22 protein-coding genes and 1 riboswitch are annotated in these 25,132 nt (G+C 45.1%); of the genes, 15 read left to right on the forward strand and 7 right to left on the reverse strand.

What is annotated here, in order from left to right:
• Positions 1-150 precede the first annotated feature (150 nt).
• Positions 151-1,080, forward strand: coding sequence for an AEC family transporter (locus MKX60_RS04935; RefSeq protein ID WP_341059188.1), 930 nt, complete (start codon positions 151-153; stop codon positions 1,078-1,080).
• Positions 1,081-1,156: 76 nt separating this feature from the next.
• Here the strand turns inward: MKX60_RS04935 and MKX60_RS04940 are convergent, their stop codons facing one another.
• The 4 genes from MKX60_RS04940 to rpiA form a co-directional block, all read right to left on the reverse strand.
• On the reverse strand, positions 1,157-1,999 hold the full coding sequence (locus tag MKX60_RS04940) for an aldo/keto reductase (RefSeq protein WP_339243952.1): 843 nt from the start codon (positions 1,997-1,999) through the stop codon (positions 1,157-1,159).
• Positions 2,000-2,057: 58 nt separating this feature from the next.
• On the reverse strand, positions 2,058-3,266 hold the full coding sequence (locus MKX60_RS04945) for an MFS transporter (RefSeq protein WP_076284942.1): 1,209 nt from the start codon (positions 3,264-3,266) through the stop codon (positions 2,058-2,060).
• Between the two features lie 235 nt (positions 3,267-3,501).
• Entirely contained in the window at positions 3,502-4,470 is a 969-nt protein-coding gene (locus tag MKX60_RS04950) for a Gfo/Idh/MocA family protein (protein ID WP_340973404.1), read from the reverse strand.
• Positions 4,471-4,503: 33 nt separating this feature from the next.
• Positions 4,504-5,172: a ribose 5-phosphate isomerase A gene (gene rpiA, locus MKX60_RS04955; protein WP_341060272.1), complete on the reverse strand. Its 669-nt coding sequence runs from the start codon at positions 5,170-5,172 to the stop codon at positions 4,504-4,506.
• Between the two features lie 142 nt (positions 5,173-5,314).
• On the opposite strand from rpiA, the gene MKX60_RS04960 reads away from it, so the two are divergent.
• The 3 genes from MKX60_RS04960 to MKX60_RS04970 all read left to right on the forward strand — a co-directional run bounded on the left by MKX60_RS04960 (position 5,315) and on the right by MKX60_RS04970 (position 8,581).
• Positions 5,315-6,262, forward strand: coding sequence for a sugar-binding transcriptional regulator (locus MKX60_RS04960; RefSeq protein ID WP_076298009.1), 948 nt, complete (start codon positions 5,315-5,317; stop codon positions 6,260-6,262).
• 116 nt (positions 6,263-6,378) lie between these two features.
• Positions 6,379-6,482, forward strand: a riboswitch (purine riboswitch).
• 171 nt (positions 6,483-6,653) lie between these two features.
• Positions 6,654-7,268 (forward strand): xanthine phosphoribosyltransferase, encoded by a 615-nt coding sequence (locus tag MKX60_RS04965; protein WP_339799366.1) that lies wholly within the window; start codon positions 6,654-6,656, stop codon positions 7,266-7,268.
• Positions 7,262-8,581 carry a nucleobase:cation symporter-2 family protein gene (locus MKX60_RS04970; protein ID WP_341059190.1) on the forward strand — a complete coding sequence of 440 codons (1,320 nt, stop codon included), beginning with the start codon at positions 7,262-7,264 and terminating at the stop codon, positions 8,579-8,581. Before MKX60_RS04965 ends, MKX60_RS04970 begins: the two co-directional genes overlap by 7 nt.
• Before the next feature lie 126 nt (positions 8,582-8,707).
• On the opposite strand, the gene MKX60_RS04975 is transcribed toward MKX60_RS04970, so the two are convergent.
• The 3 genes from MKX60_RS04975 to MKX60_RS04985 form a co-directional block, all read right to left on the reverse strand.
• Positions 8,708-9,844, reverse strand: coding sequence for a glycerate kinase (locus tag MKX60_RS04975; protein ID WP_076284938.1), 1,137 nt, complete (start codon positions 9,842-9,844; stop codon positions 8,708-8,710).
• A gap of 41 nt (positions 9,845-9,885) precedes the next feature.
• Positions 9,886-11,154, reverse strand: coding sequence for a GntP family permease (locus tag MKX60_RS04980; protein WP_076284937.1), 1,269 nt, complete (start codon positions 11,152-11,154; stop codon positions 9,886-9,888).
• Positions 11,155-11,315: 161 nt separating this feature from the next.
• Positions 11,316-12,482, reverse strand: coding sequence for a sugar diacid recognition domain-containing protein (locus MKX60_RS04985; protein WP_341059191.1), 1,167 nt, complete (start codon positions 12,480-12,482; stop codon positions 11,316-11,318).
• 281 nt (positions 12,483-12,763) lie between these two features.
• On the opposite strand from MKX60_RS04985, the gene MKX60_RS04990 reads away from it, so the two are divergent.
• From MKX60_RS04990 to MKX60_RS05040, 11 genes are all read left to right on the forward strand, one after another.
• Positions 12,764-14,119: an MFS transporter gene (locus MKX60_RS04990; protein ID WP_341059193.1), complete on the forward strand. Its 1,356-nt coding sequence runs from the start codon at positions 12,764-12,766 to the stop codon at positions 14,117-14,119.
• Positions 14,120-14,186: 67 nt separating this feature from the next.
• Complete coding sequence (locus MKX60_RS04995; protein ID WP_042192779.1) at positions 14,187-14,402, forward strand: hypothetical protein; 216 nt, start codon at positions 14,187-14,189, stop codon at positions 14,400-14,402.
• A 27-nt stretch (positions 14,403-14,429) separates the two neighbouring features.
• Complete coding sequence (locus MKX60_RS05000; protein WP_341059195.1) at positions 14,430-15,116, forward strand: hypothetical protein; 687 nt, start codon at positions 14,430-14,432, stop codon at positions 15,114-15,116.
• Complete coding sequence (locus MKX60_RS05005) at positions 15,113-16,315, forward strand: glutathionylspermidine synthase family protein (protein ID WP_341059197.1); 1,203 nt, start codon at positions 15,113-15,115, stop codon at positions 16,313-16,315. The genes MKX60_RS05000 and MKX60_RS05005 overlap by 4 nt, the downstream gene beginning before the upstream one ends.
• Positions 16,316-16,354: 39 nt before the next feature.
• Complete coding sequence (locus MKX60_RS05010; protein ID WP_179085796.1) at positions 16,355-16,948, forward strand: hypothetical protein; 594 nt, start codon at positions 16,355-16,357, stop codon at positions 16,946-16,948.
• Positions 16,945-17,337 (forward strand): DUF350 domain-containing protein, encoded by a 393-nt coding sequence (locus MKX60_RS05015; RefSeq protein ID WP_042192771.1) that lies wholly within the window; start codon positions 16,945-16,947, stop codon positions 17,335-17,337. The genes MKX60_RS05010 and MKX60_RS05015 overlap by 4 nt, the downstream gene beginning before the upstream one ends.
• 123 nt (positions 17,338-17,460) lie before the next feature.
• Positions 17,461-18,474 (forward strand): ion channel, encoded by a 1,014-nt coding sequence (locus MKX60_RS05020; RefSeq protein ID WP_341059198.1) that lies wholly within the window; start codon positions 17,461-17,463, stop codon positions 18,472-18,474.
• A 138-nt stretch (positions 18,475-18,612) separates the two neighbouring features.
• Entirely contained in the window at positions 18,613-20,661 is a 2,049-nt protein-coding gene (locus tag MKX60_RS05025) for a catalase (RefSeq protein WP_341059200.1), read from the forward strand.
• Between the two features lie 173 nt (positions 20,662-20,834).
• The gene (locus tag MKX60_RS05030) at positions 20,835-21,974 is read left to right on the forward strand and encodes a glycosyl hydrolase family 8 (RefSeq protein ID WP_341059202.1); all 1,140 of its coding nucleotides are present in this window, start codon (positions 20,835-20,837) and stop codon (positions 21,972-21,974) included.
• Between the two features lie 31 nt (positions 21,975-22,005).
• Complete coding sequence (wsfD, locus tag MKX60_RS05035) at positions 22,006-23,556, forward strand: glycan biosynthesis hexose transferase WsfD (RefSeq protein WP_341059204.1); 1,551 nt, start codon at positions 22,006-22,008, stop codon at positions 23,554-23,556.
• Positions 23,553-25,109: a hypothetical protein gene (locus tag MKX60_RS05040; protein WP_341059206.1), complete on the forward strand. Its 1,557-nt coding sequence runs from the start codon at positions 23,553-23,555 to the stop codon at positions 25,107-25,109. Before wsfD ends, MKX60_RS05040 begins: the two co-directional genes overlap by 4 nt.
• The last annotated feature ends 23 nt before the right edge of the window (positions 25,110-25,132 follow it).

The following is a 25,132-nucleotide window of genomic DNA, read 5'->3' on the forward strand; positions in this document are numbered from 1 at the left end:
ACATGATAAAAAGGTCTCAACCCCGTTATAGGGGTTGAGACCTTTTTTAATTATAGGTAATGGCTATTGTGTATATTGATTTCATATCTTAGACGTCATGCTCTGTTGCGCTTATAGTTTAGAGTAACTTAGAGCAGAGGAGTACTGTTCATGATCCAGAGCGTGTTATCAACGTTGTATCAAGTCATCGTGCCATTATCCATTCCGGTGATCGTCGGTGCACTGCTTGGACGGTTTAAGAATTTGGATACCAAGCCGTTATTGACGCTCTATTTATACTTTTTAACGCCGGCTATTATTCTTAATACACTGGCTACGGCCGAGATTTCTATGGATGATATTTACAAGACGCTCGCTTTTTCGCTGCTAAATCTGTGCTTTTTATGGGCGATTGCAAATATCATCGGAAAGTTATTGAAGCTCGGCCCCTCTGAAATATCGGGATTGACTCTGGTCTCGACATTTACGAATAGTGTGAATTATGGACTTCCCTTGGTGTTGCTGGCTTTCGGACAGCTTGGGCTCGATAAGGCTTCTGTTTATGTGATTGGGCAGATGATTATCGTGAATACTGTGGGCGTTTATTTTGCGGCTAGATCGCAGTTCTCGGTGAAAAATGCGGTAAAGTCCGTGTTCTCTCTCCCAGCCATCTATGCAGCTATGCTAGCACTTTTTCTTAGAATATTTGACCTGCATTTACCTTCTGAGCTTGCTACAGGGGTCTCCATGGTTGCCGGAGGTTATTCACCAGTCGTACTGGCGATTCTGGGTGCACAGATGGTCAAAGTACGAACCATGTCATCTGAACGTAAGGGTCAGTCTACTTTTTGGGCAGGGATGATCATTCGATTAATCTTAGCTCCACTAGTGGCCTACCTCGGATTATCTATTCTGCATATTGATGGTATTTTATTCTCTGTGATGCTGATTCTGGCCTCCATGCCAGTTGCCGTCAACGCGGTGGTATTAGCGGAACGATTTGACGCCTCTCCAGAGCTGGTATCCAAATGTATTTTATGGACGACGCTTGCTTCCTTTCTTGTGTTGCCGATCCTTATTGTGCTAGTGCAAGGGGCGTAAAGACAAAAAGGACCCCTCTTTCATTTCTGAAAGATAGGGTCTTTTTTTACTGTTACTTAACCTAGTGGTTAATCTCTTAGAAGTCGAAATTATCAGGGTCAGGACCTACCCGTTGATCTTGGTTCAGAGCGTTGATTAGATTCATATCCTCTTCTGTTAACAGAAAATCAAACACATCTACGTTTTCGATGATCCGGTGCTCTTTAGTAGACTTTGGAATGGTAATAATTCCACGCTGCAGGTCCCAACGGATAATCACTTGAGCTACGGATTTACTGTGTTTAGCTGCAATTTGTTTCAGTACAGGCTGATCCAACAATTGCCCTTGCATTAATGGAGACCAAGCCTCCAGTTGAATTCCTTGTTCCTGGCAGAAGCTAAGCAGCGCTTGCTGACTCAAATAAGGATGGAGCTCCACTTGGTTTACCATCGGCTTAATTTCCGCATCCTTCATCACATCTTCAAGATGATGGATCTGGAAATTGCTGACCCCAATCGCTTTTACGCGTCCCTCTTTATACAAGGTTTCAAGTGCTCTCCAAGTCTCTTTATATTTTCCTTTTACAGGCCAGTGGATAAGATATAGATCAAGGTATTCAAGTCCAAGCTTAGCTAGGCTAGCTTCGTAGGCGGCAATGGTTTCTTCGTAGCCCATATCTGCAGTCCAGACCTTTGAAGTTACGAAGAGCTCTTCTCTGGACAGGTTGTTGTCCTGCAAAGCTTCTTTGATCGCTTGACCTACGCCAGTCTCATTCTGATAGATCGCTGCTGTATCGATGCTGCGGTAGCCGTGTGCAATAGCAGATTTGACCGCTTGGATCAGCTCAGAGCCTTCTTCGACTTGAAATACACCAAGTCCAAGCCAAGGCATGTTTACCCCGTTGTGTAATGCAGTTGTATCCTGTAGATGTTGAGCCATAATAAAATTACCTCCTGAGATATTTAAGAGTTTGATTGGTATGTTAAGGCAAGGCTGATTAAGCAGCCTCAGACTGGAGAAGAGTCTCATCTTTCTTCTCCAGCGCACGACTCCAAGCGGTTAGGAATACAGCGGACAGAACCATTATAGCACCCACCCAAGTGGTATGAATCAGTCCCATATGATCCGTGACGATACCGCCAAGATAGGCCCCGATGGCAATGCCAGCGTTAAAAGCAGCAATATTCAGCGCAGATGCCACATCTCGCGCACTCGGAGCATATCGATCTGCAAGTGTAACTACGTGTACTTGTAGACCAGGTACGTTCATGAAGGCTAACAATCCCATAAAGAAGATCGTAAGTAGTGCAGCCACTTTGAAGGGTGCGGTAAAGGTTAAGACGAACAGTACAACAGCTTGTATAGCAAACATGTAGAAGAGGGCATTCATAGGGTTACGGTTGGCTAATTTGCCTCCAATGACGTTGCCGATGGCGATCGCTATGCCATAAACAAGAAGGATGATGGCAACGGTACTCTCTTTGAAACCGCTGATTTCATGGAGAAGTGGAGATAAATAAGTAAAGACTACAAAGGTACCTCCATACCCTAAAGCAGTGATTGCGAAGGCAAGCAGTAACCGTCCGTTCTTCACGAGTTTGACTTGTTCGCGAAGCGGTGTTCGGGTTCCTTTGCGCAGCCCTGTGGCAGGGACCAAGATCAGATTACCGATGAGCGCTATAAGCCCGATGGCAATAATGGCGATGAATGCAGCTCTCCAGCCTAACTGTTGCCCTAGAAAGGTACCCAGTGGCACACCGGTAACAGTAGCTACGGTTAGCCCTGTGAACATGATCGCAATAGCGCTGGCTTTACGATTCTCAGGCACAAGGTCGGCGGCAATGGTCGAAGCAATCGACATGAACAGACCATGCGAAAGGGCAGATATTACTCTAGCTATTAGCAGAATTGTAATACTGTCCGCAGCCGCGGCAAGGCTATTGCCGATAATAAATACAATCATAATGATAAGCAATAATGTTTTGCGCGATATCGCCGTGGTCAGCGACGTTAAGATTGGGGCGCCAAAGGTTACCCCTAAAGCGTACAAAGTAACAGTTAATCCAGCTGTGGTCAGCGGTATATTCAGGTCATCAGCGATTAAAGGCAGCAACCCTACACTGATAAACTCGGTGGTTCCGATCGCAAAGGCGCTAATGGCTAAAGCCAGGAGTGCCAGGGTACTTCTTTTTTGGTTTAACAACATGTCTCTCACTCCTACACTCTGATAATCACCGGCCGGTAAGTGCAATTATGAAGGCATGAGTCATTTAAGTATAGTACGTACTTTAAAGTGCTATAGGTACTAAAAAGTACCTATAAGAAATCACCTAAGGATATTGTCATCCATTCCTAGAAAATTATCCGCAAAAAAGCGTTGGGCTTCCTTCAGTTGAAGGGAATACCAACGCTTTGATGATTGATCTATTGTGTTCAGTATGTTATTCGAAGCTGTATTTGATTCCCCATTGTTCTCTAACATTACTCATAATGTCCATGACATCTAAGGAGAGCTTGAGGGTTTCCTGGTTGCCTTTTGCCGCGATATAGCGCTGCATATCCTCGATTTCGTATTGTAGCGCTTTGGAAGTATCGCCGGCTTCGATCGTTTCTAGGGTGCCATCTAAATATTGAATTGTAGCTGTAGAGGCCCGTGGGAAATTGTCTACAGTAATAAAGCCAAGTTCTCCAGCAACGACGCCGCGTTTAGGCATTTTGGAGCGCATGGTAAGGGAGATGATCGCCATTTCATCCGCATCGTTGTTCAGAATGATTCCGGATTGTTCATCGACGCCTGTCTCAAAACGTTTCACTGTCGTTAGAATTTCCTGTGGCTGTTTGGACAGGAAGAATCTTGTGAAGGACAAGGCATACGTCCCAATATCCAGCAGCGCCCCTCCAGCCAAATCTTTGCTGAAGAAACGGTTGTTCACATCATATTCTTTATGGCTGCCAAAGGAGACTTGCACCATTTTGAGGCGTCCGATCTTACCTTCATCCACGATTTTCCGTAGCTTTTTGTACAGTGGCATATGGTAGATGGTCATAGCCTCTGCGACGACTAAGCTTTTTTGTTTAGCAAGCTCGGCGATTTCCTGCAGTTGTTTGCTATTTACGGTGATCGCCTTTTCACAGAGGACATGTTTGTTATTCTGCAAGCTTTCTATGATGTATTCGTAGTGGTTACTATGTGGTGTTGAGATGTAGACGACATCAATTTCTGGATCTTGCAGCATTTCGCTGTAATTGCCATAAGCCTTCTCCGCTCCATATTGGCTCGCGAACGCCTGGGCTTTCTCTAAGGTTCGTGATCCTACCGCATATAAAGTTCCGCCGATGTCATCTAGAGCAGCCGCAAATTCATTAGCGATACTTCCCGGGCCGATGATTGCCCACTTCAGATTGTTCATGGTTAGCACCTCGCCTGTTTTGATTGTTTGAGCTTACTTAGAGATTACCTTGATTCCATTTGAACCAGCCACAAGTGCTGAGGTAACTTCTTTCGTGAATAGGGAGGTCTCAATGACCCCGTTAATGGCTTTGAGTTCAGTTTGAAGAGCAGTGCTATCCTCTACCTTGTCAAAAAAGACATCCAGCAGCACATTGCCGTGATCACTGACCGTATACCCATCCTTACTTGCGCTTGTTCGAATCTCAGGCTTGCCGCCCAGCGATTTCACGGAATGTTGAACATAACTAAGAGCATCCATAAGAATTTCCAATACTACGGGATGCTTGAAGGTTAGCTTGTTCACAAGTTTAGTTTCATCTACCAGCAATATATAATGATCCGCCATACTAGCAATCAGTTTTTCTTTCGTATGAATGCCGCCACCACTCTTAAGCGCATGCAGTTGCTCATCCACCTCATCACAGCCGTCAAAAGCAACAGCTATTCGGTCAACAGACCAAGTGGGTACAACCTGCAATCCATTTTGGACACAGAGTGAAGCTGTAGTGAAGGAGGGGGTCACTACCTTTACCCGAAGATCTGCTTTTTTAATATTTCCGATTAAATAGGAAATCGTACTACCCCCACCTAAACCAATGGTTGTGTCATTCTCAATATACTTTAGAGCTTCTGCGGCACAACTTTTCTTTCTAAAGTCCATATTCAAAGCCGGTCATCTCCATTAAAAAATTGATAATCTGCACATTTGTGCAATATAATAAAAAATGTGCGAAATAATCGTCTACAGTATAGCTAGGGGTTATGGATTCGTCAAATCCTTGAAAAAAGCGAGGAGTTCTATCATGGATCGAAAAGAAGACAGAAAGCTGCTCATTAAGATTGCACAAATGTATTATGAGCAGAATTTAACGCAAAGTGAAATTTCTAATGAACTTGGCATATATCGCACCACCATAAGTAGGATGCTGAAGAGAGTCCGTGAAGAGGGCATCGTTACAATCACCATCAATTACGATATTGGAGATCATTGTACACTGGAGCAGGAATTGAAAGAACGGTTCGGGCTGAAGGAAGCCATTGTTGTAGAGGTAGACCCAGCCCAGTCCGGGGTGATCAAGCGTAAAGCCATTGGACAGGCTTGTGCAAGATGGCTGGAGCAAGTGGTTCAGCCGAAAGATACGATTGGGTTCTCTTGGGGAAGCAGCTTAGCTGCCGTTGTAGACAATCTGACCCTCGGACAGAGGCCTTTTGTAACCTGTGTTCCTACGGTGGGTGGTCCATCTGGAAAGATGGAGAGCGGATACCATGTCAATAATATCTGCTACCAAGCTGCCTTAAAGTGGGGTGCGCGCTCATTAATGATTGACGTGCCAGCGATCACGGAGCAAAAGGAAACCAGAGATCAACTGATGCGTTCGCAGTATTATCAGACCATTTCCAAGGCATGGGATCGGCTGGATATCGCTATATTCGGCATTGGATCACCGGAAATTAAAGGCGAAGAGGCATGGCGTGGATTTTATGGCGATGCTGTGATTGATGAATTGGAGGACGGGAAAGTAGCTGGTGATATTTGCTCGCGTTTTTATGATGGCAATGGATTGCCTGTACGCACAGCAATATCGGACCGAACGTTGACCATTGAGCTGGAGCAGATCAGACGAGCGAGGTACGCTATTGGTGTAGCGGAATCGCTGGAGAAGGTTTCGGGGATCTTGGGCGCGCTAAATGGCGGGTATATGAATGTGCTCGTAACGACCGAAGAAACGGCGCAGAAGATCTTGGAGTAACCCCTACTAAATGTAAACAATTGAATTTCGTGAAAATAACCTGAAAATGGTATGCAAAACACTAAAAATTTTGCTTGTAAGCACCAGACAGAGCGTGTAAGATATACAAGGTATTCATATCGAACATTAATAAAACTCATATAATCTTGGGGATATGGCCCATAAGTTTCTACCGGATAACCATCGTAATTATCCGACTATGAGTGAAATAGCGCATCTAGGGTTCCGCTTTCTTCTTTGGAGGAAAGGTCTGGACCGAGCGATGCGGACACTATGTAGTGTTACACCACTAAGGGACAAAAGCCCAGAAGGACAGATTCACTTGAGAGAAACGACTCAAGGGATTTGTCCTTTTTTTGTTTTTTTAATGAAGAGGAGAGATTAGTTCACGATGAAAGTACTTCAAGAGCGCATTAGACAAGAGGGTCTTATTTTATCAGATACGGTACTGAAGGTAGATTCATTTCTGAATCATCAGGTCGATACGGAGCTAGCGCTGCAAATCGGTCAAGAGTTCAAAAAGTTGTTCGGTCATCAACCGATCACTAAGGTGATTACGATTGAAGCTAGTGGGATTCAGTTCGCCATGGCTACTGCGATTGCATTAGGTGTACCGTTTGTTTATGCGAAGAAAAAGAAAGCAGTGACGCTCTCAGAGGCTGTCTACTCAGCACCTGTTCATTCCTTTACTCGCCAAGAGGACTATCTGGTCAGCGTCTCCCAGAAATATCTTGGAGCGAATGACAAAGTGCTTATTGTGGATGATTTCCTCGCTACTGGTGCTGCACTTGTGGGATTGGTTGATATCGTAAAAGAGGCAGGAGCAGAGCTCCTTGGCGTCGGCTGTGTCATTGAAAAGAGCTTCCAAGAAGGCCGGAGCCTTCTGGAGAACAGAGGCATAGAAGTCCATGCCTTGGCTCGTATTGCATCTATGTCACCAGGTGAAATTCACTTCATTGATAATGAAAGCTCATTAGAGAAAATCAAGGAGAGTGCGGGATGTTAAGCAAGCAAAAGGTATTTACGTTAGGTCTTCAGCATGTCCTAGCCATGTATGCAGGAGCAGTAATTGTACCGCTGATTGTTGGGGGTGCCTTGAAGCTAAATGGGACTCAAATGGCTTACCTCATCGCAGCCGATTTGTTCACTTGCGGATTGGCTACACTGCTGCAAATAATGGGCACCAAGTATTTTGGTAGCAGGCTCCCGGTTATTCTTGGATGTACCTTTACAGCAGTTGGCCCGATTATTGCGATTGCCTCGACACATAATCTGGCGACTGCGTATGGTGCGATCATTATTTCCGGTTTGTTCGTTGTTCTTGCGGCCCCGCTTTATGGGAAGCTACTGAAGTTCTTCCCGACCATTGTAACGGGTTCTGTCGTGACCATTATCGGGTTATCTCTTATTCCAGTTGCTATGAATAACGTTGCTGGCGGAGAAGGCAGTGCTGATTTTGGACAACCCCGCAATTTGTTGCTTGCACTGATTACACTACTTGTCATTTTAGCAGTTAACCGTTTCGCCACTGGATTCCTGCGCTCGATCTCAGTTCTGGTAGGTCTTGTGGTGGGTACAGCGATTGCTTATGGAATGGGTATCGTTAATTTTTCTACGGTAGGTGACGCTTCTTGGGTAAGCATCGCACAACCGTTTTACTTCGGATGGCCTGAATTCAGTCTTACTGCAATCTTCACTATGATCATCGTTAACATTGTTAGTATGGTGGAGTCTACTGGGGTTTACTTTGCGGTAGGTAAAGTAATTGATCAGAAAGTTGAACAGAAGCAGATCGTAAACGGACTGCGTTCCGAGGGAGTAGCAATTATGCTGGGCGGAATTTTTAATGCCTTCCCATACACTGCTTTTTCTCAAAATGTGGGTTTGATTTCGCTGTCTCGCATTAAGACCCGTAATGTTATTTTTGCCGCTGGCGGGATCATGATTGTACTAGGAATCCTGCCTAAGCTGGCTGCCTTGACGACGATTGTACCGAATGCCGTACTTGGTGGAGCCATGATTGTCATGTTCGGGTCGGTTGCCGTTTCCGGGATATCCATTCTATCCGATGTGGATCTCCGTAAGGATGGTAATCTACTGATTGCTGCTTGCAGTATTGCTGTTGGCTTAGGTTCAGCGACACTTCCTGCAATGTTCGCAGAGCTGCCTGAATTTGCGCGGATGCTGCTACAGAACGGTATCGTATCCGGTTCGCTTACAGCGATTGTACTGAACATTGTCCTCTCCAAGACAAAGGATGATGTGCAGGTAGCGGATAACACCGTACCTGTTCTTACTAAGGAATCTCAAGTGTCCTAAACTTAAGCTTAGATTAGCTTGCAAAAACGAAATAAAAGATCTGACTCAGCTTCATGGCATGAGTCAGATCTTTTTTTTAATATAATAATTAATTCCACGCGACGCAGAAGGCGTCTATACTTGCGATTAACGTTTACTATGTTTGATTAATGTACCTATATTGCGCGCGGTGCGCTCCATGTTGAAGGAAGCATCGGTGAGCGCTTTATCTAACGTACATACTCCAGGCACGATGGAGAAGAACATATCGATACCATGCTCGTACACGGCTTCTACGCCAGTACCGAGGGAACCCGCTAAGGCAATAACAGGTACACCGGCGGCTTGTGCTACTTTGGCAACACCAATCGGTGTTTTACCATAGACGGTTTGGCTATCCATACCCCCTTCGCCTGTGATGACATAATCCGCATCTTTCACTTTATCCGCAAGCTTCATGGCATCGACGACGATGTTCACGCCTCGCTTCAACCTGGCTCCCAGGAAGGCCATTACGCCAGCACCAAGTCCACCTGCTGCACCCGCACCTGCTGTATCATTCACTTCTTTTCCGAGATCGCGCTCAATGATGTTTGCTAAACGTGCAAGATTTGCATCCAATTGCTTCACCATGTCGGGTGTTGCACCTTTTTGCGGACCGAAGATGGCGGATGCCCCGCGCTCACCAGTTAACGGATTGTCTACGTCACATGCGGCTACCACTTGTACACCTTGGAGTCTCGGATCTACATGATCACTATCAATACGGGTAACTTCACTTAGCGATCCTCCACCGTATCCAATCTCCGTTCCATCTTCTCGCAGGAAGCGGAATCCAAGCGCTTGTGCCATGCCTACACCGCCATCGTTGGTTGCACTGCCACCAAGACCCATAATAATAGAACGTACGCCTGCATTCAGCGCATGAACGATAAGCTCTCCTGTACCCTTTGTCGTGGTGATCAACGGATTACGCTCTTCCTTCGGCACAAGTCCAAGTCCAGAAGCAGCTGCCATCTCAATAATCGCGGTCTTTCCATCTCCCATAATGCCATAAAATGCATTCACAGGCTGACCGAGCGGCCCTGTTACGTCACAATGTACAATTCGTCCGCCTGTCGCATCGACGAGTGACTGAACCGTACCTTCGCCGCCATCTGCCATCGGAACTTTAATATATTCTGCATCGGGAAAAGAGGTACGAAGTCCTCGTTCTATGGCCTCACAGGCTTCCATTGCTGTCATACTTTCTTTGAATGAATCTGGTGCCAATACAAACTTCATGCTCTTCACATCCTTTTGTGTTGTTTATGCTTCAACAGTTGTTATAGGAACCATTGGAATACACCGAATACTAATGTCGAAACGATCGCTAGTGTTAGACCAACTGCGGTTTCATAAGGAATCAATTTCAGACGCTCTTTCATCTGCATGTTCACACTGCCACCAGTTGCGTGGAAGAAGCTGCCGTGAGGCATGTGGTCTAATACAGTCGCACCAGAGTGAATCATTGCCCCTGCTCCTAGCGAAGCTACGCCAAGTCCCATGATGGTGGAGCCGAACACAGAGCTTGCTACGGCTGTGCCTGCTGTTGTCGATGCTGTTGCAAGAGACATTAACGCACCACTGATTGGAGCAAGCAAGTATGCCGGTAGGCCAGATGCAGTAAGGCCGTCGATAATAACATCCTTTAGTTGCGAATTTGCAATGATACCAGCTAGTGTACCTGTCCCGATTAACATGACGGCTACACCCGTCATTTTACCAAGACCAAATACAGCGAACTCATTTAACTTCTTAAATCTTCCCATTGCAATGGCGCCTACGATACCTCCTACTGGAAGCGCGATAACTGGATCGATTACGATGCCTGCAATTGGACGAAGGGATAACAAGATAATGGCTACAAGTGGAGCTAGAAAGGCTGTAAAGAAGCTTGGAAGCTGCTCATTCGGATTATTCGTTACCTCAGAAGCTTCTACTTTACTGCCTTTATTATTTAAACGCTTTGCGATGAAGTACGTTACGATAATCCCGAATACGGCTGGGATTATACCTGCTGCCATCAACGAAGTTAATGGAATATGAAATGCATCTGATGCGGCAATCGCATTCGGGTTAGGTGACATGATGTTACCGGCTTTACCGCCGCCGATCATAGCGATCAGAATTGCCAATTTCGATAGATTCGCACGTTGTGCAATAGCTAATGCAATGGGTGCTACAGTAATAACAGCTACATCCACGAATACGCCGACCGCTGTAAGCACCATTGTTGCTAAGGCTAATGCGAGTAATGCCCGTGTCTCGCCGGCCTTCTGAACCAACGTCTCTGCAATCTTTTTCGCCGCGCCCGATTCAATCAATACACCTGCTAACACACCTGCTGCCAAGATGCGAAGCACGGCAGGAATCATCCCTTTAGCACCATCCATCATCAGCGTAATGGTATCCACCATACTCACGCCGCCGATTAAACCACCTACTAATGCACCAATCATCATGCCGTAGGCTGGCGGTACTTTTTTCAATATTAGAACGATTGCCACAACCAAAGCAGCTAAAGCACCTAAAACGCTTACACTCACTGTCATGAGTTATTCCTCCCCAGGTTTACACAGAGTTGTATATATCGATATGTGGTTTGAGCTCATACCTATACTTTAGCGTTTATTTGTAAGCGTTTCATTAGGCGGAGAAATAAACATTTCGCATCGATTGATGTCTTTTTTTGTGCATATGCACATATATCCTCTTATTCATCACAAGACATAGCAGAATGCTCCAACAAATATAACCAACGCGCACTCATGAGTAGGAACAGCTCCTGATAATTTCTTGGATCCTTCCCTGTGAGCTCGGTTATACGCTGGAGTCGGTAGCGTAACGTATTCCGATGAATGCGCAGTCGTTCAGCGATATGCTGTTGCTCCCCACTTTCGAAGTAAAATAGAGCTAATGTCTGCTGAAGCTCACCACTACGATCCTCCTCCACAAAATGCGCCCATAGCTGCAGCAACTCCTCCGACATCCAATTATGTACACTCGGAACGACCATCGTCTCCAGTTGCAGATCCGTTGCATAATAAACCGGCTCATCCGGATATATTGCATAGCCTGCACGCATCGTATCTTCTGCGGATTGAATGGACTTCATCATCCCTTGAATCCCTGTAAAAGGTTTGCCTACCGCGATACGTAGTGGAGAAATCTCCTTTACATCTAACCAACGTCTTATCTGGTGAATTCCTTCACATATATCCGTATGCGGCTTCCGCTCATGGAGATGCTCCTTGACCAGAATAACTTGTCTGGCATTACGAATGGTAATCAATTGAACAGCCGGGCGTCCTTCTAATACATCAGTTACCCGCTTCATTGTTGCCATTAGATCCTCTTCATTACGATTAATTAATTCAATGATGCATGCGATATGAGGCTTATCCACCTGAAAATGAATCTGCTGTGCTTGATGTCGCAATGTTTGTACGTTCCCCTCATCGCCATTCATCACCGCGAGCAGGAAATTCTCCTTCATTCGTTTGTCCCATTGAGCCTGCTCTAACAGCTTCATATGCTCAAGATACATTTCCGCCGTCATCTTCACCAATTCACCATACTTCGTCACTTCCTTGGGATCACCAGTAATCCCAATAACACCAACAATCTCATTCTCAAACTCAATAACAAGGTTCGTGCCGGGCAATACCCCCTGCAATCTAGCGGCGCTCTCCTGATCAATCTCGAATCTGCCACGACGCTCTATCGCGAGTAATGCACCCTCATGTGATTGCCCTAACCGCTTACCATCTCCAGACCCAATAATTCGTCCTCGCTTGTCCATAACATTGACGTTGTACCCAATCACATGCATCGTACGTCGAACAATTTCCATTGCAACTTCTTTTGTCAAACCCCTCATGGCTACTACCTCCTATTTAGAAATTCTCTATGCGAACTCTTGTGAACACTCTTTTCCTAGTTCATGCGCGATATAATATACCTCTAAGATCTTATCATTATCACAAGCCGGGTCTGATTGAAACACTACAAGTATATATTGCGGAGAATGGAGATCATAATCGAACTGGTATGTGGATTGATGTGGCGCAAGTAATTCCCTCTTCTAATTGCCAACCTCTTTTTATAGGCATAAAATTAGTTGAGCATGTATAGATAAATTAGGACAGGGATGGAGTAGGAATGAATGAGAAAGTAGGAATGAATGATAAAATTGTCATGCCATTATGGACGATGTGCCTCTTTATTGTAGTGATGAACACAACGATGTTTAATGTATCGCTTCCAACCATTATTCAGGATCTCCAAATTTCTGCTGACCTAGGCTCATGGGTCATTTCCAGCTATTCGATTGGATATGCGTTGTCGACGGTTATTTATAGCCGGTTATCCGACTTGGTGCCGATTCGCAAGCTCTTGACCATTGGCTTAATTACGCTTGGGACAGCATCAGTGTTTGGATTGTTCGCACATGACTTTAATATGCTATTGATTACAAGAATCCTACAATCTGCGGGCGCCGGATCTATGGCTGGATTGGGGCTTGTACTCGCCAGTCGCTATGTTCCGATTGAAAGACGCGGTGCTGCTATTGCGATGATCTCGGCGGGTAGTGCAATGGCCTTTGGTTTGGGTCCTATTGTGGGAGGTGTCATCAGCCAGTACTTTGGCTGGAACGGATTGTTCGGCATAACTTGCCTTGTGCTTATCGTGCTGCCGGTACTGCTGCGGTTATTGCCTAAGGAACAGCCACAGCCTGCAAGCTTTGACATCCTGGGGGCGGCGCTGACCGTTGTAAATGCTGCAAGTTTACTGGTAGCTGTAACTACCCAGTCGCTTGTATGGCTAGCGGTGGGTGTAGTGTCTATTATCGTGCATGCCGTACATCTGAAGAAGGCCAAGGAATCATTCATTAATCCGCAGCTGCTTACCATGCCGGGTTACTTGAAACTGGTTGCCGTAGGCTTTTGTATTCTGGTGCTGAACCTAGGGAACTTGTTCCTGATGCCGCTTGCGCTCGCTAATCTGTTCGATAAATCAGCGCTGATGATTGGTTTGTATATCGCACCGGGAGCGCTATTATCTGCATTTCTGACCCGTTATGTGGGACGTTTTATTGATCGGTACGGTAATATACGCTTCTTAGTGATTGGACATTGTATACTTGCAGCCGTTATGGCTGTGTTTGCCCTGAATCTTTCTGTATCACCTGTAGTACTGCTGCTAGGTTATCTATGCTTCTCTCCCGCTTTCTCAGCTACGATGGCATCCTTAAACAATGAAACTTCTATAGTTCTTCCAAGGACTTGGATTGGTTCTGGTATGGGGCTTTTACAACTGGTTCAATTCTTCGGAGGCTCTGTATCTGTTGCAGTCTGCGGGCTTTTGCTGCATGCTCAGCGTGATATCTCTCCTGCAAAAGCATATCAGCATGTATACAGCGTGTTGCTCCTCGTTAGCTTGTGCTCGTTAGGAATTCTTCTTTTATATAGACATTCTAACGGCAAGAGTAAGGTTGGGCAGTCTACGCACGCCTAGAACTGAAACGAAAAGGTAATAAAGACGTATCAGATGCTATAGCAGAACTAAGGAAGGAATGGTAATAATGGACAATGGGATGAATGTAATCTTATTTGAAAAAATGCCGGAAGGCGGGCTGCGAGTCATTGAGGAACGCACGTGGAGCATGAATATGATCGCAGCGTTAGAGCATGTCAATTATATTGTGGTTGGCAGTGTTGAATATGAAACGGTTGAAGGACGGCTTAATGTAGATGAAGGCAAGCTGGAGCTTTTACTTGTTCCGATGCACAACGAATGATTGAGATAAGGGAAGGAGAACCTTACGATGTCTAAAGATGAAAAGGATAAGGAATTAGCGGTATCCAAATTATTCACTTCTGATGGTAAGCCCATTCGAGTATTATCTACTTCGCTAGGCATAGCTTTGTTAGCGAATGCTATGTTTATTCCTGGCGGCGCAGGGGCTAGTGCAAATACTTCTGGAGATGAACCACAGCTAGTGTCCTGGTCTACCGAAGAGGTTAAAGCCTATTTTGACAAAAATGTGGATTGGAATATTCCATATCGGGAAGGTACACAAGAGGTAGAACAGGAAGGCCAAGGTGTTGTAACCAATAATGGAACGACGGTAGTGAATAACTATGGTGGATATCATTCAGGTTTTGGTTGGGATGACTTGCTGCTATATCACATGCTGTTTAACAGTGGTGGCAATTACTCTTCCAGAGGATGGTCTAAGGACCGTCCAACTTATTATGGAGGCACGAGAACAACTTATAAGCCGCCTACCTATAACAGTGAGAAATTCCAGAATAAGAAGGTTCCCGGTTCTGTTGTAAAGCCCAAAACATCGACTTCCTCCACAGGCTCTATTACGAGAAGAGGTTCTTCCTCAAAAAATGGAATCGGTGGCACTTCCAGCGGATTAAACTCTTCGAAGAACTCTAAATCTAGCTCAGGCTCGAAGTCCTCTTCGAGATCAGGCTCAAGTAAGAGTGGTTTTGGCGGATGAGTGAGCAGCAGAGTGTATTTGAAATTCTAGATCAGTCTGAGCTTGAAAGAGGTCCACGGGTCAAAGCGTTATATGAACTCGGGTTCACTTGGGCTGATCTTGAGGATGAAGAGTACTGGTTGGATGCAATTGCTCTAATGCACAGGGACACTTATAAGGAGCTTGAAGAAGCCTCATCAAAACTCTGGGCCATTCTCGATAAAGCGGTTCGCTATGTTCATCTAAAGCGCGATTTGTATGAACTGCTTGGGATTCCCCCTGTACTTTGGGAGATGCTTGACGGGTGTCCTATGCCAGAAGAAGGATTCATTAGTCGGTATGCCAGATTTGACTTTGCCATAGCCCATGATGGGACGATTAAGCTGCTCGAACTGAATGCGGATACCCCAACAGGTTATGTGGAAGCCTCGATAGCTACACCATGGATCTGTGAGCAAGCTGGAATGCAGAGTCCAAATCAAGGGATGAAGGCACAAGTTGCGGCAGCTTGGCAGGTAGAACTTCCGGATACCGCAGCTTGTGTGGCTTATGGATCTCATCTTGAAGATTCAGGTACGATAGAAGCATTAGTGAAGCACAGTGGTCTCGATATCCAGTGTGTGGATTGTCTTGATCTGTGGGTCGACAACGGAATTCTCAAGGATGGGGAGGACCGTGTGATCGAGCGGATGTTCGCTCTATATCCTAAAGAGTGGATGGCTGTGGATGAAGGCGGTGATGCCCTCGCCTATGCGGTAGAGCAAGGGAATCTTCAGCTCTTTAATGGTCCTCACAGTATATTGCTCCAATCCAAGGGGCTGGTTGCAGCGGTGTGGGGAATGTATGAGCTGGGCCTGCTATTCGACAAGGAAGAGCGAGAGACGATCTCGCGCTATATTTTGCCTACTTATAATAAGCCTGTATTCTCAGGGAACTTTGTGTCCAAATCTGTTTTTGGTCGTGAAGGGGGTTCGGTGCGCATGTTTGATGATAGCGGTGCGCTAGAGCTTGAAGATGAAGACGGTTATGACAGTAGTCAGCTCTTCCCCACTGTGTATCAAAAAAGAGCCGATTTAGCACGGATAACGACATCAGAGGGTGAATTTCATCTGCTGACAGGCATGTTCGTGATTAACGGGAAGCCTTGTGGTATGCTCGGCCGAGCGGGCGGATTGATTACAGGCAATGCCAGTCATTTTATTGCGTTGGGAGTGAGATAATTGGATAAGAGCAAGAAAGCCCGAATCGGAGTCTTATGTATGATGCTTTTGACGGTACTGTTGCTAAGCGCATGTTCCAGTAATCAGGGCAGTGTATTTGATTCAGGAACAGCTCAAACTTCAGATAGTGTAGCACGGGTACCGTGGGACTACCGGGTGGTAGAGAGTACCGTAGGGGATTTAATTGGGAGTGACATGACGGTTTTGCCGGATAATGAACTGCTCCCGAATGATGGGAATTATGCTACTGGCGATAAAATTTGGACACTTCAGTTCATGGACGCCGAGCTAATCACGGATGCCGATCAGAAGAATGAAGTTCGCCTGTCTTCATGGAGCACGATTAAGTCTTATGCAGATGAAAAAACGGCAGCAGAGGATCTTACCAATCTTAAAGTATCGGTAACCACTGATGTTGATCTTGTAGGAGTATACAAGACTAAGTATAAGGACAAGACAAGAAATTTTGCGGTGCTAGAGCTCCCTTCAGGTAATCGGATTAAGCAGCCGATTGATGATGAACGCTATACCGCATTAGAGAAAAAGAAAACCGCTTCCGTAGTCCTTGAGGAAGTACATGATTTTGCCGACTATGATTCGGCTTATGCGAAATTTCGGGGGTGGGCGAAGTGACGATGGTGGTTAATTTGGTAGTGAGTGTGTTTGTGATTATTCTTTTGCAAGTGTTAGGCATGGTGATCTTTGGTTTGATGACTCCGTTTAAAGATATGGAGGAGCTGAAGAAAGGCAATGTGGCTGTAGCCTTGGCTTTAGGCGGCAAGTTTCTGGCAACGGCTATTATTATTGGCGTAGCGGCATATACGAATACCTCCATTCTGCACATGATCATTTGGTTTGCGGTAGGTTATGTGTGCTTGATTGCGGCTTATTGGATCTTTGAATTGGCAACCCCAACCTTTAAGATTTCAGAGCATCTGGAGAAGGGAAATGTGGCAGTAGGCACTATGCTTTGCTTGGTGTTTATTGGGACAGCATTTGCGATTAGCAGTTTGATTGTTTAGTTCGAGTATGAAATAGGGTTGAGACAAAGGTTGCCCCGATCCATCCATCGAGTGGCAGCCTTATTGATAATCTAAGAAAGTATAAGTTTTACTTTTAGCTTGATGTGAAGAAGGGGTGGGCAGATGCATCTGTTTCTGAGAATTTCCACCAAGATGATGCGGTTACGTAAACGGACTATAGGGTTAATTATTCTGATCTTTATAGTTCTTAGTGCGTCGATTGCTTACCTGATTGAGCCGGGTACGTTTCACAGTTGGTTTAATGCATTCTATTGGGTTATGACAACGATGGCGACAGTGGGGTATGGGGATTACTTTGCAGAGACCGTAGTTGGAAAGCTGTTTACCATGTTTCTATATATCTTTGGTATCGGCCTCCTCAGCTTGGTTATTGGTAAGGTCATTGACTCCATTGCGGAGGTGCAGAGAAGGAGAGGAGCGGGAACGTTGAGCTTTCGGGGAAAGGATCATGTGATTCTGATTAATTGGAGTAAGAAAGCACAAGCTGCCGTAGAGGAGATTCTATGCTATTCGCCGAAATGCCACATTGTCATCATTGATGAGACAGGAAGTCATCCTCTGGAGCATATGGATCAAGTTCACTTTATAAGTGGCGATGCCTCCAGTGATGAGATTCTTCTTAAGGCTAACATCCATGAAGCAAGAGCAGCCATTGTGTTCGGGGACACCAGGATTGATGAAGCATCGCTGATCGACGGCAAATCTTTGTTAATTGCCTCTAGCATTGAACGCATTCAGCCACAAGTACATACGACTGTAGAAATAATGCAAGAGAAGAATATACAGAATTTCAGGCATGTCCAAGTAAACGAGTTCGTTCTTTCGCATGATGCCATCTCCAGACTGGCTGTTCGTTCTGCACTGCAAGAGGGCAACTCTGAGGTGATAACGCAGCTGCTGAGCCGTAAATATGGTGATGATATTTATGAGATTCCAGTGAATACTACGTGGAAGACTTATGGGGACGCGTTTCAGAGCCTGCTTCTGCAAGGTGCAACCTTATTGGCGGATCGTAGCGATCTAAGTATCAATCGAAAGCTGGATCAGGCTATTCCTAAGGATGCTAGATTGTATGTTGTTTCCGATGAAGCGACGTATCGCAGGATTAAGGGTTAGGTCAGAATTAGATGGAATAGGCGGATTTTCGGGAGCTATGGCTTCGCGGAATTCCGCCTTTTTTTGTTTGCCAAACTTTCCTAAAGGGTAAGAGATACATGATAATATTTACTTTACCTTTGGAAGGAGCCATTGTTAATGAGTGAACATCAAAAAGTGAACGGAAACAGCAAGAATGAGCAACTGGAACAGTTTCGCAGTAAGGATGAAGGTCACACCTTAACAACGAACCAGGGTTTAAAAGTATCAGAGGACGAGTTCTCCTTAAAAGCGGGTGATCGGGGCCCAACCTTACTGGAAGACTTTCATTTCCGGGAAAAAATGACGCATTTCGATCATGAGCGAATCCCTGAGCGAATCGTGCATGCACGTGGATTTGCTGCTCATGGTGAGTTTGAAGTATATAAATCACTGAAAGAATATACAAAGGCGAAATTCCTTCAAGATCCCTCCGTGAAGACACCGGTGTTTGTCCGATTCTCGACGGTAGCCGGATCACGGGGATCAGCCGAGACGGTGCGGGATGCCCGCGGATTCTCTACCAAATTCTATACAGAGGAAGGCAATTACGATTTAGTCGGAAATAATATGCCCGTCTTCTTTATCCAGGATGCGATCAAGTTCCCAGATTTAGTACATGCGCTTAAGCCTGAGCCGCACAATGAAATGCCTCAGGCCGCATCGGCTCACGATACCTTTTGGGATTTCATAGCCAATAACCAAGAATCGGCCCATATGGCAATGTGGCTGATGTCGGACCGTGCTATTCCACGTAGCTTCAGAATGATGGAAGGGTTTGGGGTGCATACTTTCAGGTTGATTAATGAGCAAGGAAAAGCCCATTTTGTTAAATTCCACTGGAAACCGGTGCTCGGTGTACACTCTTTGGTGTGGGACGAAGCTCAGAAAATATCAGGTGCGGACCCTGACTTTCATCGCCGTGATTTATGGGAATCGATTGAAGCCGGTAACTTTCCGGAATACGAGTTGGGCATTCAACTTCTAAGTGAAGAAGATGAATTTAAGTTTGATTTTGACGTGCTGGATCCTACAAAGCTATGGCCAGAGGAAGATGTACCTGTACAGATTGTTGGGAAAATGACCTTGAACCGCAACGTGGATAATGTCTTCGCCGAAACGGAGCAGGTAGCTTTCCACCCTGGACATGTGGTTCCAGGCATCGATTTCACCAATGATCCACTGCTTCAGGGTAGATTGTTCTCTTATACGGATACTCAGCTAATTCGGCTTGGCGGTCCTAACTTCCATGAGTTGCCGATCAATAGACCGGTATGTCCTTTCCACAACAATCAGCGTGACGGGTATGGACGGCAGACGATTAATCAGGGTTCAGTGAGCTATCATAATAATTCGCTTGCTAACAATACGCCTGCACCTGCAACAGAGGCTGAAGGTGGTTATGTACATTATCAGGAGAAGGTTGAGGGCCGTAAGGTGCGTAGCCGGAGCAAAAGCTTTGAAGACCATTTTTCACAAGCCAAGCTGTTCTGGAACAGCATGAGTGCTCCAGAAAAAACCCATATTATTGAAGCCTATTCATTCGAGCTCGGGAAGGTAAAGAATAAGTCTGTCCGGCAGCAGGTTGTAGATATGCTCGCGAACGTTACGTTAGAGCTTGCTGTGCCTGTAGCAGAAGCTATTGGGGTGACGCCACCGAAAACAGGCGGTTCCGAGGTGGCTCAAATCTCCCCGGCACTAAGTCAGGCAAATACGAAGAAGCACCCAAACACACGTAAAATAGGTGTGATTATAGGCGACAGATTTGATGAAGACTTGGTGATGCCTGTTCTGGATACGCTTATGAGAGCCGGGATCCAGCCGGAAATAATCAGTGATAAGCTTGGATTTATTAAAGGCTCGAAGGGGACAGAGCTTGAAGTCATTCATACCTTATCCACGACAGATTCGGTGCTCTTTGATGCAATTTATGCAGCTGGTGGAAATTCGGAACGTAAGAAATTCCATAAGGATACAGCACAATTCTTGAACCAAGCCTATTCTCACTTTAAGCCCATCGCGGTGACTACTGAAAATGCTAAACTACTTGAAACGGCCGAGCATAGAAGCAGTCCGGGTGTAATCATTGGAGATGGCGGAGAGGTGTTCGCTGCCAGCCTTGTCGCGGCAATTACTGCCCATCGTTTTTGGGAACGTATGAATGAATAAATAACTGATACAGAGGGGATATCCCGCTCGCCAAAGGCGTAAGGATATCTCTTTTTTGTCTAAGGATAGATACATAACGCTCACAGTTTGATTTAACATTTTGTTGTATATTACCGTTATAGATAATACTAGGCAGTAAGCAGAATAGGAGAATATTAAAAGGAGGTGATCACTTGAGGAAAATAATTATTGCTGCACTAGCGATATTTGCAGGCATTATAGGGTTAACGGCATGCGAAAAAACGGCAGTACCGAATCCGTCCAATAGTGTTCATACTAATTCTCCAGCTCCAGTAGATTCGGAAAATGATACTAAGGTAATCCAGACGCAGGAAGTAACTAACTTAGAGCAGTTTATTACCTCGAAACTCACAGGCGAGTACGGTGTATATACTAATTTTATTGAAACAGATCAGTCGGCGGAAGCGGCGAGTGGACACGAAGTTCTGAGTGAATCGGCATCTCTCCGGATGCTGGCAGCTGTGCGTAGCGGCCAACAAGAGAGATTTACAGAGCAATGGCAACTAGCTAAGCAAACCTTTGATATCAACAGCGGTTTCAGCTACCGTTACAGTCCTAAACAGCAGAAGCTATACCCCTTGAATGCTGCCGTTGATGATTTGCGTATGATTCAAGCTCTTTATGAGGCAGGGGAGAAGTTCGGCGATAAACGTTATACAGCTGAAGCGGATAAATATGGCGAAAGATTTTATGATTATAATGTAAAAGACGGAAAACTTTATGATTTCTACGATATGGAATATTCTTCAACAAACACATTCGTCACTTTGTGTTATATTAATTTGGGCACTTTGCGAAAAATGTCGTTTCCTAGCCAATTTAGTAAGAAACTGACGAATGATTTGAACGTAATATTGGAAAACGGATATTTATCGGATGAATTCCCCTTTTATGAGACACGGTTTAATTATGAGACCGGAAAATATAGTTCGGAAAACATCAATACAGTAGAGTCGCTTTTATCCATTCTAGCCTTAGCTGAAGTGGGCCAGCAGAAAGCCACCAGCATTGATTTTATCAAGCAACAGGTCGAAGCTGGAACGTTATATGGGCAATATTCGAGAGAAGGTAAGCCGCTGAACGATATCCGCTCCACAGCCATTTATGCCATTACGGCTATGATCGGCGCAGAAATCGGCGATGAATCTCTCCACCATAAAAGCATTGAAAGAATGAACGAGTTCAGAGTAACAGATGTGGATAGCCCACTGTACGGAGGATTCGGTGATGTCGCTAGCGGCCAAGCGTATTCTTTTGACAACCTGATGGCATTACTGGCCTATGTCTATTAACTTAAACTTATTGTATTGAAGGTGAACCTGCATGATGGACAACACGGTGAAAACGCCTCTAAGGCAGGGGATATCACTTGCTAATTTATCGGTTTCTCCTGCATTTCTTGCTGCATTTGGAGTGCTGCTTATTACCATCATCGCGCTGTTCACAGCTCCGTATGTCGGAGTGGCGGATAACGGTGACTTTTTCCGTAGCATTTATAGTAATGGACTCTATTTCAATCTGCCGGATTATGATAGTCAGTACTTTGGTTATTTTGTGAAGCAATATGGGATCTTTCAATATTTTAATGAGAATGGTGCAATGTTATTTTCCTCTCAGTCCTTATTTATCAAGCTGGCTATAGGACTTAACAAGTTGTTCTTCAGTAGTGAGGTATTCGACATCCGCTTTCAAGCGGCGATTTATACGATTCTATATGTAATCGCAATTTACTTATTAATAGAGGCTATTACATGGAAGATGTCCCGAAAACAGGGATTCATCATTGCAGGTATTGCTATTTTTATATTCGGAGATACCGGGTATACGGCTTATTTTAACTCCTTTTACGGCGAAAGCGTTGTGATGATCACGATGATCTTCATGTTCGCTTCATGGCTGATGTTATATCGAAAAAGATTCAATGACTACGCGATGCTGGCCTTATTCGTAATTAGCACGCTGATCCTGACTACTTCTAAGCAGCAGAATGCGCCAGTGGGTATGATCATTGCTGTTCTGGCATGTTCACTGCTTTGGATTCGTAGAGACAAGATATTTCGGATACTGACAATGGCGTCTCTTGCTCTGATGCTGTTCGCAGGTGTGTTCACGTATTTGAATATCTCAAATGAGTTCGTAAACATTAACCAGTTCCATGCCATGACCCGAGGGGTGCTGAAGGAATCACCTGATCCAGAAGCCGCTTTAAAAGCGTTAGGGATGGACGAGCAATTCGCCATTCTGAAGAACAGCATTCACTATGAGAAGTACGTGACCATAGACGTGAATTCACCACTTCTCGAGGAGAATTTCTACAGTCGTTATGGATTTGTATCCATCCTTAAATATTATTTAACGAACCCTGACCAGCTTAATTCGATTCTTAATGTAGCTGCTCAAAGTGCATTCTCGATTAAGCCTGCGGCTATGGGGAATTTCGAGCATTCCGTTGGTAAGGAGTTTCGAGCACAGAGTCACTTTTTCACCGGATACAGCCAACTGAAACAAACGCTGGCCCCGCGAACATTCGGGTTCATCTTCCTCTGGATGGTGCTTGTCATCGGTCTCTATATGCCTTCCTTTGTAAAAGCGATCAAGTCCCGTGATTTCAGAGGTATGCAGCGAATGGTATTGATTGTCGCTTCGATTGGCATTGGGCTTTCAGGTATTTTTGTATCAATTATCGGGGCAGGCGATGCCGATATTTCCAAGCATGAGTTCTTATTTACATTATCCTTTGATTTAGTCACTTTTCTGACCCTATCCAGTGTGATCGGGCGTAGAGTTTCTAAAAACAGCAATCGGGTTAAGCAGGTTAACAAGAGCATCCCTTCTAGCCCGTATACAAAGCCTCAAAAGGATGTGAGTGTGTGAGCATCAGAGGAGTTTTAAACGGTATATTGCTACTGACGTTGACCCTAACAGCCCTTCTGATTCCCGTCACACCTGTCCAATCTGCTGCTTCGCCACAGCAGGTCCTACTACTCTACGACAGCCTCGCTAAGGGGACGACGAAGGAAGGCAACGTGACTGAACTCCAGCGACTGCTGGCGGCCTATTCCATGAAGGTCACACTTAGAAGTCTGGATCAATATGAACAAGGGATGCTGAATCATTACTCTAAAGTGATTATGGTCCGTAATGCAGCGGATATTTTGATTACTAATAAATTTTATGTAGAGGATTGGGAGCATTATCAGGGACAGTATTTGCACATCGGGTACAGTCCTCCAGCCTCGCTGAAAAAGAAACTACAGTTAACCACAGATGTCATGTATGACGCGAATCCAGATCTCCAGATCGGACAGTTCTCGGGAATTTCACTTCAGGTACAGGATATGCTCTATATAGCCGGAAGTCAGGGAACCCAGCCCCTTGGAAAGCTGATCTTCCAGGATGATAGCCTGCAAGCACCTTATGCTGTGAGTAAAGAGGATGCTGCTTATGTTCCGTATTTTGAACAAGGGAATGTCAGTGCACTGGCGATGGGGTATGTTCTGAAGGATTGGCTTCATATCAACGCAACGCCTAAAGTGTATCTTGCGATCAAAGAGATCTATCCCTTCTCTGATCTGGGATTGCTGACAGAGACTGCGGAGCGGCTGTATCAAGTGGGGATTCCTTTTCTTGCAAGTGTGCGGCCAGTGTTCAGCAATACCGATTATCCGGCAATGCAGCGTTATTTGGTAGCCATCAAAAGAGTGCAATCGAATAATGGCAGCATTCTGGTCAATGCCCCTATTGCGATGCATTCAACGAGTACCAGTAATATGGATCATTCACTTCAGGTGAAGATGAACGCGTTCATTAATCTGCTGGTGCACAACAAGATTGGGCCGCTTGGAATCGGAGCACAAATGCACTGGGCGTATGACAAGGAATATTCGGAGGCGGGGATGGGGTTTTTCGATTCTGTGATACTGTATCCGGATGAAAATGTTGATTATATGGAGCAGAGCAACACCTCCAAGTCCTTTCCATCCTCTTTATATAGTGTGCCGATTGATTTTTTGCAGGATCTGCAAACATCCAATAATGTGATGCCAGAACTGCCGATGGACACGGTAATCACTGTGGATATGCCTAAGGATAAGGAAGAACTTGAGGGAATGCTGAAGATGCTGGAACAATACTGGGTTTCTTTTGCGGATTATAAACAAGAAAAGCATGAGGTTGTTACAGACGTCAATACGATCACTTCATCAGAAGGAGTGATTTCTATTAATGGACAACCCCTGAGTCTGAATTATACGCCAGAAACAGTGAATAGCGATTATCGGTATACAGAAGAGCAGAAGAAGAGCTTTACGACGCTTTTTAATATACAGAATCAGTTCTTTATAGTTGCGATAATGATTTCTCTGTTGCTATTTGGGGGATTAATGATCATCGGATACCGATTGTATAGGAAAAAGTATTTGAAATGAGACAACTAATCGTGATTTGGAGG

It is taken from the genome of Paenibacillus sp. FSL R5-0914 (assembly GCF_038004525.1).
Taxonomy (GTDB): domain Bacteria; phylum Bacillota; class Bacilli; order Paenibacillales; family Paenibacillaceae; genus Paenibacillus_AQ.

Bases quoted from the DNA above. Each gene is read 5' to 3' on its own strand.
- MKX60_RS04995 (WP_042192779.1), top strand. From the start codon at position 14,187: ATGGACAATGGGATGAATGTAATCTTATTTGAAAAAATGCCGGAAGGC.
- MKX60_RS05020 (WP_341059198.1), top strand. From the start codon at position 17,461: ATGCATCTGTTTCTGAGAATTTCCACCAAGATGATGCGGTTACGTAAA.
- MKX60_RS04950 (WP_340973404.1), bottom strand. From the start codon at position 4,470: ATGAACAATCTGAAGTGGGCAATCATCGGCCCGGGAAGTATCGCTAAT.
- MKX60_RS04935 (WP_341059188.1), top strand. From the start codon at position 151: ATGATCCAGAGCGTGTTATCAACGTTGTATCAAGTCATCGTGCCATTA.
- MKX60_RS05025 (WP_341059200.1), top strand. From the start codon at position 18,613: ATGAGTGAACATCAAAAAGTGAACGGAAACAGCAAGAATGAGCAACTG.
- MKX60_RS04945 (WP_076284942.1), bottom strand. From the start codon at position 3,266: ATGTTGTTAAACCAAAAAAGAAGTACCCTGGCACTCCTGGCTTTAGCC.
- MKX60_RS04985 (WP_341059191.1), bottom strand. From the start codon at position 12,482: ATGAGGGGTTTGACAAAAGAAGTTGCAATGGAAATTGTTCGACGTACG.
- wsfD (WP_341059204.1), top strand. From the start codon at position 22,006: ATGATGGACAACACGGTGAAAACGCCTCTAAGGCAGGGGATATCACTT.
- MKX60_RS04960 (WP_076298009.1), top strand. From the start codon at position 5,315: ATGGATCGAAAAGAAGACAGAAAGCTGCTCATTAAGATTGCACAAATG.
- MKX60_RS04940 (WP_339243952.1), bottom strand. From the start codon at position 1,999: ATGGCTCAACATCTACAGGATACAACTGCATTACACAACGGGGTAAAC.
- MKX60_RS05000 (WP_341059195.1), top strand. From the start codon at position 14,430: ATGTCTAAAGATGAAAAGGATAAGGAATTAGCGGTATCCAAATTATTC.
- MKX60_RS04980 (WP_076284937.1), bottom strand. From the start codon at position 11,154: ATGACAGTGAGTGTAAGCGTTTTAGGTGCTTTAGCTGCTTTGGTTGTG.
- MKX60_RS05005 (WP_341059197.1), top strand. From the start codon at position 15,113: ATGAGTGAGCAGCAGAGTGTATTTGAAATTCTAGATCAGTCTGAGCTT.
- MKX60_RS04975 (WP_076284938.1), bottom strand. From the start codon at position 9,844: ATGAAGTTTGTATTGGCACCAGATTCATTCAAAGAAAGTATGACAGCA.
- MKX60_RS04970 (WP_341059190.1), top strand. From the start codon at position 7,262: ATGTTAAGCAAGCAAAAGGTATTTACGTTAGGTCTTCAGCATGTCCTA.
- MKX60_RS04990 (WP_341059193.1), top strand. From the start codon at position 12,764: ATGAATGAGAAAGTAGGAATGAATGATAAAATTGTCATGCCATTATGG.
- MKX60_RS05010 (WP_179085796.1), top strand. From the start codon at position 16,355: ATGATGCTTTTGACGGTACTGTTGCTAAGCGCATGTTCCAGTAATCAG.
- MKX60_RS04965 (WP_339799366.1), top strand. From the start codon at position 6,654: ATGAAAGTACTTCAAGAGCGCATTAGACAAGAGGGTCTTATTTTATCA.
- rpiA (WP_341060272.1), bottom strand. From the start codon at position 5,172: ATGGACTTTAGAAAGAAAAGTTGTGCCGCAGAAGCTCTAAAGTATATT.